This is a genomic window from Alterinioella sp. B-7 (assembly GCF_056857775.1).
In genome coordinates, this window is record NZ_JBSXNT010000023.1 from 95,282 (window position 1) to 110,411 (window position 15,130).

General features: G+C 66.4%; 14 protein-coding genes. 5 read left to right on the forward strand and 9 right to left on the reverse strand.

The window, feature by feature from the left end:
* Positions 1-5: 5 nt before the first annotated feature.
* The 5 genes from AC13C7_RS04215 (at position 6) to AC13C7_RS04235 (ending at position 3,116) form a co-directional block, all read left to right on the forward strand.
* Entirely contained in the window at positions 6-578 is a 573-nt protein-coding gene (locus AC13C7_RS04215; RefSeq protein ID WP_482866694.1) for a class I SAM-dependent methyltransferase, read from the forward strand.
* On the forward strand, positions 575-1,222 hold the full coding sequence (tmpT, locus tag AC13C7_RS04220; protein WP_482866695.1) for a thiopurine S-methyltransferase: 648 nt from the start codon (positions 575-577) through the stop codon (positions 1,220-1,222). The genes AC13C7_RS04215 and tmpT overlap by 4 nt, the downstream gene beginning before the upstream one ends.
* Before the next feature lie 77 nt (positions 1,223-1,299).
* Positions 1,300-2,691: a class II fumarate hydratase gene (fumC, locus tag AC13C7_RS04225; RefSeq protein ID WP_482866696.1), complete on the forward strand. Its 1,392-nt coding sequence runs from the start codon at positions 1,300-1,302 to the stop codon at positions 2,689-2,691.
* Positions 2,692-2,871 carry a DUF4169 family protein gene (locus AC13C7_RS04230; RefSeq protein WP_482866697.1) on the forward strand — a complete coding sequence of 60 codons (180 nt, stop codon included), beginning with the start codon at positions 2,692-2,694 and terminating at the stop codon, positions 2,869-2,871.
* Entirely contained in the window at positions 2,868-3,116 is a 249-nt protein-coding gene (locus AC13C7_RS04235; RefSeq protein ID WP_474888026.1) for a ribbon-helix-helix domain-containing protein, read from the forward strand. Before AC13C7_RS04230 ends, AC13C7_RS04235 begins: the two co-directional genes overlap by 4 nt.
* Here the strand turns inward: AC13C7_RS04235 and hflX are convergent.
* From hflX to dusB, 9 genes are all read right to left on the reverse strand, one after another.
* Complete coding sequence (gene hflX / locus AC13C7_RS04240; protein ID WP_482866698.1) at positions 3,073-4,365, reverse strand: GTPase HflX; 1,293 nt, start codon at positions 4,363-4,365, stop codon at positions 3,073-3,075. The genes AC13C7_RS04235 and hflX overlap by 44 nt on opposite strands.
* Positions 4,362-4,595, reverse strand: coding sequence for an RNA chaperone Hfq (hfq, locus tag AC13C7_RS04245; RefSeq protein ID WP_025312876.1), 234 nt, complete (start codon positions 4,593-4,595; stop codon positions 4,362-4,364). The genes hflX and hfq overlap by 4 nt, the downstream gene beginning before the upstream one ends.
* A 147-nt stretch (positions 4,596-4,742) precedes the next feature.
* Positions 4,743-6,236, reverse strand: coding sequence for a TrkH family potassium uptake protein (locus AC13C7_RS04250; protein WP_235952642.1), 1,494 nt, complete (start codon positions 6,234-6,236; stop codon positions 4,743-4,745).
* Between the two features lie 24 nt (positions 6,237-6,260).
* Positions 6,261-7,637: a Trk system potassium transporter TrkA gene (gene trkA / locus AC13C7_RS04255; protein ID WP_172319313.1), complete on the reverse strand. Its 1,377-nt coding sequence runs from the start codon at positions 7,635-7,637 to the stop codon at positions 6,261-6,263.
* 323 nt (positions 7,638-7,960) lie between these two features.
* Positions 7,961-9,364: a nitrogen assimilation response regulator NtrX gene (gene ntrX / locus AC13C7_RS04260; RefSeq protein ID WP_482866699.1), complete on the reverse strand. Its 1,404-nt coding sequence runs from the start codon at positions 9,362-9,364 to the stop codon at positions 7,961-7,963.
* On the reverse strand, positions 9,361-11,577 hold the full coding sequence (locus tag AC13C7_RS04265; RefSeq protein ID WP_482866752.1) for a sensor histidine kinase NtrY-like: 2,217 nt from the start codon (positions 11,575-11,577) through the stop codon (positions 9,361-9,363). Before AC13C7_RS04265 ends, ntrX begins: the two co-directional genes overlap by 4 nt.
* Before the next feature lie 141 nt (positions 11,578-11,718).
* Positions 11,719-13,086 carry a response regulator gene (locus AC13C7_RS04270; RefSeq protein WP_482866700.1) on the reverse strand — a complete coding sequence of 456 codons (1,368 nt, stop codon included), beginning with the start codon at positions 13,084-13,086 and terminating at the stop codon, positions 11,719-11,721.
* A complete protein-coding gene (locus tag AC13C7_RS04275) occupies positions 13,086-14,144 on the reverse strand; it encodes a two-component system sensor histidine kinase NtrB (RefSeq protein WP_482866701.1) in 1,059 nt (352 codons plus the stop codon). Before AC13C7_RS04275 ends, AC13C7_RS04270 begins: the two co-directional genes overlap by 1 nt.
* Positions 14,141-15,112, reverse strand: a complete 972-nt coding sequence (gene dusB / locus AC13C7_RS04280) for a tRNA dihydrouridine synthase DusB (RefSeq protein ID WP_482866702.1) — start codon at positions 15,110-15,112, stop codon at positions 14,141-14,143. The genes AC13C7_RS04275 and dusB overlap by 4 nt, the downstream gene beginning before the upstream one ends.
* Between the last annotated feature and the right edge of the window lie 18 nt (positions 15,113-15,130).

The following is a 15,130-nucleotide window of genomic DNA, read 5'->3' on the forward strand; positions in this document are numbered from 1 at the left end:
CGCCAATGTCGGGCGATCTTGGCCTGTTCTGGGGCCAACTCTTCAGAAAACCGGATCAGGTCGTGGCGCTGGCCCCGTCCTCGCGCGCCCTGGCCGAGGAAATGGTCGCGACGCTGGACCCTCGCCGCGGCCCGGTGATCGAGCTTGGCGCGGGCACGGGCCGCATCACGCGCGCGATCCTGGCGCGCGGCTTCGCCCCCGACCAGGTCCACGCGGTCGAGATGAACCCGGCCTTTTGCGACAATCTGCAGACGCGGTTCGCGGGCCTCAACGTGCATTGCCTCTCGGCGGCGGATGTCGGCGGGCTTGCGCTGCGGGGCGCGCAGGCGGTGGTATCCGGCCTGCCGCTGCTGTCGATGCCATTGGCCCTGCAACACGCAATCCTCGCGGGCAGTTTCGCGCATCTTGACCCCGGCGCCCCGTTCATCCAGTTCACCTACGGCCCCAGACCGCCGGTGCGTGCCGAGTTGCGCGCCTCCCTGGAACTGACCTGGACGAAAAGCGCCAAGATCTGGGGCAACCTGCCGCCCGCGCGCGTCTATCGCTTTTGCCAACCCGACCGGAGGCCCATGGAATGAGTGAGAACCCCGCCGATCCCGATTTCTGGCATAGCCGTTGGCAGGAGAACCGCATCGGGTTCCACCAGGCGCAGGCCAATGCGCTCCTGCGCGCCCATCTCGGCGCGCTCGACCTTGAACCGGGGGCGCGGATTTTCCTGCCGCTTTGCGGCAAGACGCGCGATATCGGCTGGCTGCTGTCGCAAGGCTATTCCGTCACGGGCGTGGAGTTGAGCACATTGGCGGTCGAGCAGCTCCTTGACGATCTCGACGTGACACCCCGGATCACGCAACACATGAACCTGCGCCGATACAGCGCAGAGAATATTGACATTTTTACCGGCGACGTCTTCGACTTGACCGCGAATATCCTCGGCCCCGTCGACGCCATCTATGACCGCGCGGCGCTGGTCGCCCTGCCCTTTGACACGCGCCCGCGATACGGTGCGCATCTGGCGCGCATCACCGGCACCGCGCCGCAATTCCTGATCTGTTTCGAATATGTCCAGAACCTGATGGATGGCCCGCCCTTTTCCATCGACGCAAGCGAGGTTGCCCGTATCTACGGGCAGACTTACGCCCTGACCGACCACGCCGCGGAGAAGGTCGCGGGTGGTCTCAAGGGCAAGATCCCGGCCACGGAACGGGTCTGGCTGCTGCGCTGAACAGGTCGCATTGCCCCCGCGGCCGCGCCCACGTATAGCCATGTCCAGACGCGTTTCGTTATCTTCCGGAGGCCCCGATGACCGCAACCCGCACTGAAACCGACAGCTTCGGCCCGCTCGAGGTTCCCACCGACAAATACTGGGGCGCGCAGACGCAACGCTCGCTGATGAATTTCCCCATCGGGTGGGAGAAACAGCCCACGGCCATCGTGCGCGCCTTGGGCGTCATCAAGCGCGCCTGCGCCGAGGCCAACAAGGAAAGCGGCAAACTGGACGCCCGCCTTGCCGATGCCATCATCCAGGCCGCGCAGGAGGTCATCGACGGCAAGTTCGACGACAATTTCCCGCTGGTGGTCTGGCAGACCGGGTCCGGCACGCAGTCGAACATGAACGCCAACGAGGTCATCGCCAACCGCGCGATCGAGATCCTCGGCGGCGAGATCGGCTCGAAAGACCCGGTGCATCCCAATGATCACTGCAATATGGGGCAAAGCTCCAACGACACCTTCCCGACCGCGATGCATGTCGCCACCGCCATGTCGGTCCGTGACGTGCTGCTGCCCGGGCTGACCAAACTGGCCGAGGGGCTGGAGGCCAAATCCGACGCCTTCAAGGACATCATCAAGATCGGCCGCACCCATACGCAGGACGCGACGCCCCTGACCCTGGGGCAGGAGTTTTCCGGCTACGCGCACCAGGTGCGGATGGGCATCTCGCGCATCGAGGCCGCCATGCACGGCATCTACGAGCTTGCACAGGGCGGCACGGCTGTCGGCACCGGCCTGAACACCTCGCAAGGCTGGGACACCACGGTTGCCGCCAACATGGCGCGGATCACCGACCTGCCCTTCGTCACCGCCCCCAACAAGTTCGAGGCGCTGGCCGCCCATGATGCGATGGTGTTCCTGTCAGGCGCCATCGCGACGGTGGCGGGATCGTGCTACAAGATCGCCAATGACATCCGGTTCCTCGGCTCGGGCCCCCGCTCGGGCCTTGGCGAATTGATCTTGCCGGAAAACGAGCCGGGCAGTTCCATCATGCCGGGCAAGGTGAACCCGACCCAGGCCGAGGCGCTGACGCAGGTCTGCGCGCATGTCATGGGCAATGACGCGGGCATCAAGTTCGCGGGCAGCCAGGGGCATTTCGAGCTCAACGTCTACAACCCGATGATGAGCTACAACCTGCTGCAATCCATCCAGCTTCTGGGCGATGCCACCGACAGTTTCACCGAGCGGATGCTCAATGGCATCGAGGCCAACGCGCCGCGCATCGACAAGCTGATGAAGGAAAGCCTGATGCTGGTCACGGCGCTGGCCCCCACCATCGGCTATGACAACGCGACCAAGGTGGCCAAGACGGCGCATAAGAACGGCACCACACTGAAGGAAGAGGCCATCGCGCTTGGTTTCGTGGATGAGGAGACCTTTGACAAGGTGGTCCGCCCCGAAGACATGATCGGGCCGAAGTGAATGGCCGCCCCGGTGAACCTGAACCGGGCGCGGAAGGAGAAAGCGCGGGCCGAGAAGAAGGCCCGCGCCGACGAGAATGCCGCGCGATTCGGGCGGACCAAGGCGGAACGGATGCTGGATGAGGCGCGGGCCAGGAAAGCCGCCCGCGAGCTTGATGGCGCCAAGCGCGAGGAGCCATGACCGGCCGCCCCGTCAAACGATCGCTCACCCTGCGCGGGCATCGCACCTCGGTGTCCCTGGAGGAGGCGTTCTGGCAGGAATTTCGCACCATCGCGGACGAAAAACACCTGTCCATCAATGAATTGGCGGCCCTTGTTGATGTAGAACGCGGGGTCGAGAGCGGGCTTGCCTCGGCGATCCGTGTCTACATCCTGCGCGAGGTCAAAGCGCGCCGAACGCCTGTTTCTGACGCGCCGTCCAGTTGACGCTGATACGGTAGCCGTCTTCGCCCGCCTCCTCCGCCTCGATCACGCCTTCCTCATGCAGCCAGGCGCGCTTGCGCCCCTCTGCATAGGGCAGGTCCAGCACCTCGGCGAAGCGCGGCGGTGCCAGCGCCTGGCCCATCGCCTCCAGAACCGTGTCGATGCCCTCGCCGGTCAGGGCTGACAGCGTAAAGACCTCCTCCCGCCGATCGGCAATGGCCTGCAATTCGGCGCGCGCCTCGCCCGCGACCATGTCGATCTTGTTCCAAAGCTCCAGCTGCGGCACCTCGGAGGACACCCCCAGATCGGCCAGGATCGCGGCCACATCCTCGGCCTGCGCGGCGCTGTCGGGGTGGCTGATGTCACGGACATGCACGATCAGGTCGGCCTCCAGCACCTCCTCCAGCGTGGCGCGGAAGGCGGCGACCAGTTGCGTCGGCAGGTCCGAGATGAAGCCCACGGTGTCGGACAGGATCACTTCGGCCCCGTCGGGCAGTTGCAATGAGCGCATGGTCGGGTCGAGCGTGGCGAAGAGCATGTCCTTCACCATCACCTCGGCCCCCGTCAACCGGTTGAACAGCGTCGATTTTCCCGCATTGGTGTAGCCCACCAGGGCGACCACCGGATAGGGCACCTTGGCGCGCGAGGCGCGATGCAGGGCGCGGGTCTTCACGACCTTCTCCAACTGGCGGCGGATGCGCACGATGGCGTCGTCGATGGCGCGGCGGTCGGCCTCGATCTGGGTTTCGCCGGGACCACCCACGAAGCCCAATCCGCCGCGCTGGCGTTCCAGGTGGGTCCAGGCGCGGACAAGCCTTGTGCGCTGATAGCTGAGCGCGGCCAGTTCCACCTGCAACACGCCTTCGCGGGTGGCGGCGCGGTCGGCGAAGATCTCCAGGATCAGCCCGGTTCGGTCCAGAAGCTTGACGCCCCATTCCTTTTCCAGGTTGCGCTGCTGCACCGGGCTGACGGGGCCGTCGATCAGCACAAGATCGACCTCGGCGGCCTCGATGCGGGTCTTCAACTCGGCGATCTTGCCGGTGCCGAACAACAGTCCGGGCTGCGCCCTGGGCAGGCCCACGATCTCGGCCCCCACGACCTGAAGATCGGGCAGCGCCGCGGCCAGCGCCACGGCTTCCTCGAGCGCGGGGCCCGCCGGGCGGCGGTCGCGGTCGGCACGGATATCGGGGTGGAGGACAAAGGCGCGGGTCGGACCCGGGCCGTCAGTGTCCGTCAGCTCTGAAGAGGTCACTCTTCCCCGTCATAAAGGTTGATCGGCTGCGCCGGCATCACGGTGGAAATCGCGTGCTTGTAGACCAGTTGCGATTGCCCGTCACGGCGCAGCAATACGCAGAAATTGTCGAACCAGGTGATCACGCCCTGCAATTTCACGCCATTGATCAGGAAGATCGTCACCGGAACCTTGGTCTTGCGCACATGGTTCAGGAATGCGTCCTGCAAATTCTGCTTGTTTTCCGCCATTGATCACGCGCCCTGTCGTTATCTGCCGTCCTTACATCCGAACGGTAATTTTCTATCTCGGGCGAGTATGCGGGGGATCGATGCGGATTTCCACCCCGATTTCAGCGGTTTGCTGTTTGAGATGCGGGCGATGTGGCGGGAATCGGCCTAGAGGCGCCAGTAACTCGGGCTGAAAAGCGCGATCAGGACCAGCGATTCCAAGCGCCCGACGATCATGGCGGCGGCGAGGATGCCCTTGGCGGCGGGCGTCAGCGAGGCATAGACGATGGGCGCTTCGGCCCCATGCGCGGCCAGCGGCCCGGTCGTGGTCAGCGCCGCAACCGCCAGCACCAGCGCGTTTTCGAATCCCACGCCCGCGATGGACAGCGCCAGCATCGTGGCCGCCATCGACAGGACGAAGAGCATGAAGAACACCCAGGCGATATAGGCCCCCTGGCGGCGGATGCGGCGGCCGAGATGCCCGCCCGGCGCGACCGAGTTGGGATGCACCAGCTTGCCCAACTCGCGCGTGCCGTGCTTGTAGAGGGCATAGACGCGCAGCAGCTTGATGCCGCCTGCCGTTGTCGCCACGCCGCCGCCCATCATGGCCAGCCCCACCAGGACCAGACCCGGCGTCGGCAGGCCCGACCAGCTGCGCGAGGCGCCCCAGTATTCCGACACGAAGCCGGTGGTGGTGACAAAGGACAGCGCGGTAAAGAACCCGCCCCAGAGCGCCGCCAGCGCATGGCCGCCGCTGCCCCCCGCCGTCACTTCCATCGTCGCCACCCAATGGCGCAGGAAAAGAAGTGCCGTCAGGGTGACGGTGACATAAAGCGCCAGGCGCAGTTCCCGGTCATGGATCAGGGTGCGCGCCATCCCGAGGCTGAGGCCGTCGCTGAAACTGTGCCGAGTGATCGCGAAGACGAAGAAGAACAGGATCAGCGCCTCGGCCAGCACCCCGCCGCCGCCCGCGCTCAAGCCCCCGCCCGGCACGATGCCCGAGGTCGCCATGGTCGACATCGCCAGGCTGATCGCCGTCAGATCGCCCTTGCCCGCCAAGACCAGGAGCAGCCACAGAACCCCGGTCAGCCCGACATAGATCGGGGCCAGCAGGCGGATGGTGCGGCGCAGGCGGTGGCCGGGACTTGCGGCGCGCATCTGGGCGGCGGAGCTGACGAAGTTTTCGGATTGCGTCTCGGCCGTCACCTCGAAGCCGCCGAGCGACAGCGGGGCCAGCACGGCGGCGGCGGTGGCCCAGACCAGAAAACCGCCGAACCAGCCGACCAGCGCGCGCCACAGATGCACCGAGGGCGCCAGGCGCGCGGGGTCGAAGAGGGTCGCACCGGTTGTGGTCAGGCTCGAGACCATTTCGAAATAGGCGTTGAAAAAGGTGGTGTTGCGCACCGCGTCATTCAGCGGCACCGCCAGCACCACGGGCAGGAAGACATAGGCCGCGATCAGCCACAGAAGATGTGTGCGCGAGGAGGTGACGGGGCGCACCCCTTGCGTGGCAAAACCCATCAGCAGGGTCAGCACCAGGAAGAACAGCGCCGAATACAGGAAGGTGCGCCCGGTCTCGAAATCCTCGGTCGCCATCGCCATCGCGGCGGGCACCAGCATCGCCAGCGCCGCGATGCCGGTGAAGGCGACCAGGAGGGGCATTCTGGCGAGAAACTGCATCATGGCTCAGAAGAAATCGACCGAGACCCTGAGCAGCGCCTCCACCCCCGGCACGTCCTTGGACAGGGCGAAGATGACCACCGTGTCACCCTCCTCGATGCGCAGCGATCCGGTCGGGCGCACCACCTTGCCGCCCTTGCGCACCGCCCCCAGAAGCGCGCCTTCGGGAAAGTCGATATCGCGGATCGCCTTTCCGGCAATGGGCGAGGTCGAAAGCACCTGCGCCTCGATCACCTCGGCCTCGGCATCGCCGATGGAATAGACGCCGCGCACCCGGCCATGGCGGATATGGCGCAGGATCGAACTCACGGTCGTCGCGCGCGGATTGACATAGGCGTCGATATCCAGCGCTTCCATCAGCGGCACCATGGTGGGGTCGTTGACCAACGCGATGGCCATTTTCGCGCCGAGCGATTTCACCCGGACCGAGGCCAGGAGGTTGGTCTTGTCATCCGAGGTCACGCAGAGCACGGCATCGGTGCGCTCCACCCCCGCCTCGCGCAGGATGTCCACGTCCAGCCCGTCGCCATGCAGCACGATGGTGCGGCTCAGCGCATCCGCCGCGCGTTCGGCATTGGCGCGGTTCATCTCGATCATGCGGGCGCGGATGCGGGTCGAGCTTGCCTCCAGCTCCTGCGCCACGCCAAGCCCGACATTGCCGCCGCCCAGGATGATCACCCGCTCGGGGCGTTTCACCGGCTTGCCGAAGATCTCCAGCGTGCGGGCGGTGTCGCTTTCATGGGTGAAGACATAGATCTGATCCTCGGCGAACAGCTGATCGCCGGGATCGGGGGCGATCAGGTTGCCGTCGCGCCGGACGCCGACGACAATGGCGCGCAGCGTCGAGAATAGCTCGGAGAGCTGTTTCAGCGGCGTGTTCAGCACCGGGCAATCGGCGTCCAGGCGAATACCCAGAAGCCGCGCCTCGCCGCCCAGGAAGTCCTCGGCCTCGAAGGTGGAAGGGGAATTGAGACGGCGCAGCGCCGCCTTGGCGACCTCGCGCTCGGGGCTGATCACCACGTCAATGGGCAGGTGTTCGCGGCGGTAGAGGTCGGAATAGATCGCCGTCAGATAGCTTTGCGCGCGCAAACGGGCGATCTTGCGCGGCACCGCGAAGATCGAATGCGCCACCTGGCAGGTCACCATATTGACCTCGTCCGAGAAGGTCGCGGCAATCACCATGTCGGCGTCGCGCGCCCCGGCGCGGTCCAGGATATCGGGATAGGAGGCGAAGCCGGTGATGCCCTGCACGTCCAGCGTGTCGGTGGCCCGGCGCACCAGGTCGGGGTTGTTGTCGACCACCGTCACGTCGTTGTTTTCGCGTGAAAGATGGCGCGCGATCTGCCAGCCGACCTGGCCCGCGCCGCAAATGATGACCTTCATCCGCCCCTGCCCTTCGGGTGATGGCCGGATGGTCCGGCCCGGGCGTTCTGAATGGCAGAGACAGGGGCCAAGGTCAATTGCGCGCGCTTTCGCCTTGCCGGCATCGCTGCTCGGATGGTGATCCCCCCGCGAATGGACATGTTGCCATGATCCGCGTGATAGCGATCTGCCCGCCCTCTCGCCCTGCCGGATCGGCGAATCTCAAGCTGAAGGAGCCAGTGGCGCGGGACCGGCCCGAGGCCGGGGGAAGGTGGCGCGCGCCGCCATGAGGGACGCGCCGTCGATGGCGCTTGTCCCGCGCGGGGATCGACCCCGCGCATCCCCTACCCCTCCTGGCTCTCGCCCACCTGCGCCACGCGGGCGCCCGCCTTGTTCGTGGTCACGACGCCGAGCGATTTCAGCTTGCGGTGCAGCGCGCTGCGCTCCATCCCGACGAAATTGGCCGTGCGGCTGATATTGCCGCCGAAGCGGTTGATCTGCGCCATCAGGTATTTGCGCTCGAAAAGCTCCCGCGCCTCGCGCAGCGGCAACGTGGTCAGACCGGTGGACAGCGCCACATCGTCATCGCCCGCCTCGGCCACCTGCCCCGGCAGGTCGCGCGCCTCGATCGGGCCGGTTCCATCGCCCAGGATCAGAACGCGTTCGATCACGTTGCGCAATTCGCGGATATTGCCGGGCCAGCGCATGGTTTGCAGCATCGCCTCGGCATCCGGCCCCAACGCGCGCAGGGGCAGGCCCTGGTCGCGGTTGAACCGTTCGATGAAATGGCGCGCGAGGTCGGGGATGTCCTCGCGCCGTTCCTCCAGGCTCGGCACGTCGATCGGCACCACGTTCAGCCGGTGATAGAGCTCCTCGCGGAAGCGTCCGGCGGCGATCTCCTCGGTCAGGTTGCGCGTGGTCGAGGACACGACCCGCAGGTCGACGCGCACCTTGGAGGCCCCGCCGACGCGGGTGAAACTCTGATCGACCAGCACGCGCAGGATCTTGGACTGGGTGCCAAGCGGCATGTCCGCGACCTCGTCGAAGAAGATCACGCCGCCATGCGCCTGTTCCAGCAAGCCCTGTTCGACGCCGCGTTCCGGGCTTTCGCGGCCGAACAGCACCTCCTCCATCTGCTCGGGGATGATCGAGGCGGAATTGACCGTGACAAAGGGCGCATCGGCGCGGGCGGAATGGGCGTGGATGTAGCGCGCCGAGATCTCCTTGCCCGATCCCGGCCCCCCGGTCAGCATCACCCGTCCATTGGATTTCGTCACCTTGTCGAGCTGGCTTTTCAACAGCTTGAAGGCCGCACCGCCGCCGATCATCTCATCCCCGCCGCTGTCCTGGCGGCGCAGGGCCGAGTTCTCGCGGCGCAAGCGGCTGACCTCCATCGCGCGGCGGATCACCACCATGAGCTGGTCGATATTGAAGGGCTTTTCGATGAAGTCGAACGCGCCTTGCTTGATCGCCGCGACCGCGATCTCGATATTGCCATGGCCCGAGATGATCACCACCGGCACGCCGGGATTGTCGCGCTTGACAGTGGACAGGATGTCGATCCCGTCCATGTTGCTGTCTTTCAGCCAGATATCGAGGATCATCATGCCGGGCGGCTCGCGCGTCAGTTCCGCCATACATTCGTCCGAGTTCGAGGCCATGCGGGTCGCAAAGCCCTCATCCTCAAGGATATCGCAGATCAACTCGCGGATATCGCGTTCGTCATCGACAACCAGAATATCGGTCAACTTTCCTCTCCCTCTTGCTCCGTGAGGCGCGGCAGCACGACCCGCGCCGCAGCCCCTTGATGCGCGCCCTCGGAAAACGGCTCCGCATCCAGCAGCTCAAGCGTGCCGCCATGTTCCTCGATGATCTTCTTGACGATGGGCAGGCCAAGCCCGGTGCCCTTCTCGCGTGTCGTCACGTAAGGCTCGAACAGGCGCGAGCGGTCGGGCGGCAGGCCGATGCCATTGTCGCTGATGGTGATCTCGACCGTCTCTGGGGCCAGCGCCATCTTGATCCTGAGCTCCGGCTCATGCCCCTCGGGCGCGCCTTTTTCCTGCAAGGATTCAATCGCTTCGCCGCCGTTCTTGATCAGGTTTGTCAACGCCTGAAGGATCATGGTCGCGTCGATCTCGGCGGGGACGGGATGATCGGGGATGTCGGTGACAAAGCGGATATCGGGCTGGCCCGCCTCCTGCAAGGTCACCGCGTCGGTCAGCAGTTGCGCGATGTCGTCGGGCGCGCGCTCGGGCTCCGGCATCCGGGCGAACTTGGCGAATTCATCGACGATGCGGCGCAAATCACCGGTCTGGCGCACGATCACGCCGGTCAACTCGCGCAGCTTCTCGGCGTCGGCCTCCTCCAGCAGGCGGCTGAACTTGCGCTGCACCCGCTCGGCCGACAGTTGGATCGGCGTCAACGGGTTCTTGATCTCATGCGCGATGCGCCGGGCCACGTCGCCCCAGGCCGCCATGCGCTGCGCGCTGACCAGGTCGGTCACATCGTCGAAGGCCACGACGTAGCCCTCCAGCGCGTCATCCTCGTCGCGGCGCATCGACATGCGCACCAGCAGGCTTTGCTGTGTGCCGCCACGGGTGATCTTGGTCTCCTCCTGCACCACCTGGGCGCCGCGCCCGCGCAGTTTCTCGAACAGCGCCGCAAATTCCGGCACCGCGACCGACAGGGTCAGCCCGTGGTCGCGCGCCTCGACCAGGTCGAGCAGCTTGATGGCGGAGCGGTTCATGAAATCGACCCGGCCCTCGGCGTCCAGCCCGATCACGCCCGAAGTCACCGAGGTCAGCACGCTGTCGAACTGCCGCCGCCGGGTTTCGGTTTCCTCGTGCTGTTCGATCAGGGCGTCGCGCTGGCCCTTCAATTGCCGGGTCATCTGGTTGAAGAGACGGCCCAACATGGCGATCTCGTCCTCGCCTGCCTCCTCGGGCACGCGCACGTCAAGATCGCCGATCCCCACCCGCTGCGCCGCGCCCGCCAGACGGCCCACCGGGCGCGACAGGCGTTCGGCGAACCACAGGCCAAGCCAGATCGCAGCCAGGATCAGGATGACGGCAAAGCCCAGGTAGATCAGGCCGAACTGAAACAGGAACTGGCCCCGTTCGCTCTCCAGTTGCCGGTAGAGGCCGACGGTTTCCTGTGTCTCATCGAGCAGCGCGATGATCTGGCCATCGACCTCGCGGCTGACATAGAGGTAGCGGTCGGCGAAGGCGTCCAGCCGGATGAGGGCGCGGAACTCGTTCACGTCGCGATCCTCGATCAGCACCGTCTCGCCGGCGGCGGCGCGGGCCAGATCTTCCTCCGAGGGCTGTTCGAAATCAAACAGGTAGCTGCGTTCGCCGCGCGCCTGGATCTCGCCCACCCCGTCGATCACGAAGGCCTCGCGCAGGCCCCGCTGGATCGCCTGCTGGCCCTGGCTGAGCAATTGGCGCAGGTCGCCATCGGCCAGGAACGGCGTCGCGCGGCGGTTGATGTCGAGGAACTGCGCCAGCGCCTCGGCATCGGCGGCCAGATCCTCGCGGTGTTCTTCCTCATAGGCATAGGCGGCCTCGACGGAATGGCCGAGCGCCGAGCGCACCCGGTCGGAAAACCAGCCCTCAAGCCCCAGATTGACGGTGATCGTGGCGAAGACGGCGATCAGGATGGTGGGCAAGAGCGCGACCAGCGCAAAAACACCCGTCAGCCGCAGATGCAGGCGCGATCCCGCCGACCGGGCGCGGCGCGCAGCCACCATCTTGGTCACGCGGTAGAGGACAAGGGCCGCCACCACGAGGATATAGACCATGTCGGCCAGCAGAATCAGCCGCAGCGCGGGCGAGGTTGAGGTTTCGGCCAGCGGCCCGAGAATGAAGAAGGTCGACAGCGCCAGAACGGGGCCCAGGATGACCAGTCCGAAAGTGCCGATGGTCCGCCATTTCCGGCGCAATCTCAACGACATCAACCGCATCAACGGAGAAGTTGCCTCACTCTGCGCCGGGGTATCCACCCAAATGCCTCACCAAATATGGGGCAATAGACCTGCCCAAACCGCCAAACCTTGACGCGCGCCCGGACCCTGTATCCAGAGGGCAACGCACCTGTTGCGGTTTTACATCAACTTGCGGCGGCGTGTCACGCGAATATCCAGATCGCTGATCTTCTTGCGCAGCGTATTGCGGTTGATGCCAAGCAGGTCGGCGCATTTGGCCTGGTTGCCGCCGGTCGCCTCCAGCGCGATCTCGATCAGCGGTGTCTCGACCTCGCGCAGGATGCGGGGGTAGAGGCCGGGGGGCGGAAGGTCGCCGCCATGCAGGTCGAAATAGCGTTTCAGGTGCCGCGCGACCGAGGTCGACAGCTTGTCGCCATTGCCGCCGTTATCGGGTTCCGTCGCGGTCGCGGGGCCGAGGACACCCGTCACGTCGCCCCTGGAGATTTCCTCGGCGGGGCTGGTCACCATCAGGCGGCGCACGGTGTTCTCCAGCTCGCGCACATTGCCGGGCCAGGGATGGGCGCGGATCCTTTCGGCGGCGTCTTTCGAGAACCGGCGCGGGGCCAGCCCGCCCTGTTCACCGCGGGCCAGGAAATGATCGGCCAAAAGCGCGATGTCATCGACGCGCTCGCGCAGGGGCGGCACCGCCACGGTGATGCCGCCAAGCCGGTAGAACAGATCCTTGCGGAACGTGCCCGCCTTGATCCGGGCGGCAAGATCGGCCTGGCTGGTGGCCAGGATGCGCGGCCCGTCGGACCCAAGCCCGTCCAGCATCCGCACCACCCGCCCTTGCGCGTCATCATCGAGGTCGCCCACCTCATCGAAGAGCAGCGCGCCCCCCTCGGCCCGGTCGAGCAGATGCGCGGGGCCCTCCGCCGCATTCAGATCGCGCGGGCGCACCACCACGAAGGGCCGGTTGCGCCGGTCGGAAAAATCGTGGATCGCGCGGGCGATGAGGCTTTTCCCCGTGCCGCTTTCGCCGGTGACCAGCACCGGCAGATCGGTGTTCATCACCTTGGCGACCAGCCGGTAGAGCGCCTGCATATTGGCGCTGCGCCCGATCAGGGGCAGGTCCTGGCTGGCCGTCGGCTCTTCTTTGCGCGGCTCGGGCGTGGGGGCGCGGCGCTTGATCTCCAGCGCGCGGGCCGCCCGTTTCATCAGGTCGGGCAGGTCGAAGGGCTTGGGCAGGTAGTCATAGGCCTCCTTCTCGGTGGCGCGGATCGCGGTCACGATGGTGTTCTGCGCCGAGATGATGATGACCGGCAGGCCGGGACGCGCCCGTGTGATCTTCGGCAATGTCTCCAGCCCGTTGCCATCGGGCATGACCACATCCGAGATCACCAGGTCGCCCTTGCCCTCCTCGACCCAGCGCATCAGCGTGATCAGGCTGGCCGTGGCATGAACCTTGCAGCCCGCCCGCGTCAGCGCCTGGGTCAGCACCGTGCGAATGGTGCGGTCGTCATCGGCGACCAGAACGGTGCCATCCATCAGGTTTCTCCTTCTGCAACGGGCAGCGACACGCGAAACACGGTCCGGCCGGGGCGGCTTTCCACGCCGATCCAGCCGTCGTGATCGGCGATGATCTTCGAGACCAGCGCCAGGCCAAGCCCGGTGCCGTTCTCGCGCCCCGACACGAAGGGCTCGAAGATGTCGGCGGCGATCTCGGGGGACAGGCCGGGGCCGTCATCGGCGATCTCGACCTGCAACGGAACATGCGCGGGCCGACCATCCTTGCGGCTGACCTTGAGGCCGGGCTCATAAAAGCTGCGCAACCGGATCGTGCCGCCCTCTGCGCTGGCCTCGGCGGCGTTCTTGAGCAGGTTGAGGAAAACCTGCTGCAACTGGTCCGGGTCGGCATAGGTCAGCGGCAGCGACGGGTCATAGGCATCGGTGATCTGCATATGCGCGGCGAACCCCACCGCCGCCGAGCGTCGGGCGCGGTCCAGCACGTCATGCAGGTTGACGGGCGCGCGGGCGGGGGGCGAGACGTTGCCGAACTCCTCGACCTGGTTCAGCAGGGCCACGACGCGGCGGGTTTCCTCGACGATCAGGTCGGCCAGGTCACGATCCTCGCCGCTCAGCGATTCGGCGATCAGTTGCGCCGCGCCGGAAATGCCTGCCAGCGGGTTCTTGATCTCATGGGCCAGCATCTCGGCCATGCCGATGGCCGATTTCGCCGCCGTCTTGGCCGAGCGCCCGCGCGTCAGCCGCCGCGACAGGGCGCGGGATTCGAACAGGATCAGCACGTCATCGGCATCGCCCACCGGCGCGATCTGCACATCGCAGAGCTCCGCCGGTTTCGCCCCCGTCGCCACCGAGACCGCGTTGAGGTAGAGCGGCGCGCGGCCCCGGAGGACGCGGGCGATGGCGTCGTCCAGACCGGGCTCGACCGTGACCCGCTCGGCCAGCGCCGCGCCGGACAGCCAGCGCGACGAGATGTTGAAGAAGGATTCGGCGGCCGGGTTGACCTCGCCGATCAGGCCGGTGGCGGTCACGATCACGCCGGGGATCGGCAGCGAGGCCCAGATGGCAGCGTGATCGCTCATGCGGCGGCCAGTTCGGGCAGGGCCCGCGTGACGCTGCGGATCACATGGGCCGGGTCGGTCGCGGTCAGAACCTCGCGGCGCAGGGCCGGGTCGGCCCCCTCCAGATACCAGCCCAGATGCTTGCGCGCGACGCGCAGGCCAAGATCGAGGCCGTAGAAGGACAGCATCGCCTCGTAATGGTCCACGATCATGTCGACCAGCGCCGCGCCTTGCGGAATGCGCGGCGCGGGAGCGCCAAAGAGGTCATGCGCGATCTGCGCCAGCGCCCAGGGCCGCCCCTGCGCGCCGCGCCCGACCATGACGCCATCGGCGCCCGAGCGGTCCATCGCTTCCCGCGCGCTGGCGCTATCCGTGATGTCGCCATTGGCAATCACCGGGATGCGCACCGCCTGCTCCACCGCACGGATCGCGTCCCAATCGGCGGCCCCCTTGTAGAACTGGCACCGGGTGCGGCCATGGATCGTGATCATCTGCACGCCCGCACCCTCGGCCCGCCGCGCCAGATCGGCGGCGTTGAGGCAGGTCTCATTCCATCCAAGCCGTGTCTTCAGCGTGACCGGCACATTCACCGCGCCGACCACCGCCTCGATGAGGGATAGCGCGTGATCCAGGTCGCGCATCAGGGCCGAGCCCGACAGGCCGGTCGTCACCTTCTTGGCGGGGCAGCCCATGTTGATGTCGATGATCCGCGCGCCGCTCGCCTCGGCCATGCGGGCGGCCTCGGCCATCCAATGCGCCTCGCGGCCCGCCAGCTGAACCGCCGTGTTCGCCGCCCCGAACCCCAGCTCGGCGCGGGCGCGGACGGAGGGTTTGGCCTCCACCATCTCCTGGCTTGCGACCATCTCGGACACGACCAGCCCCGCCCCGAAACGCGTGACCAGGTTGCGGAACGGCAGATCTGTGATCCCGGCCAACGGGGCCAGGAGCACGGGCGGGCTGAGCCTCCGATCTGCCAGTGAAATCGCCAAATGCCTAATCCTTGTGCA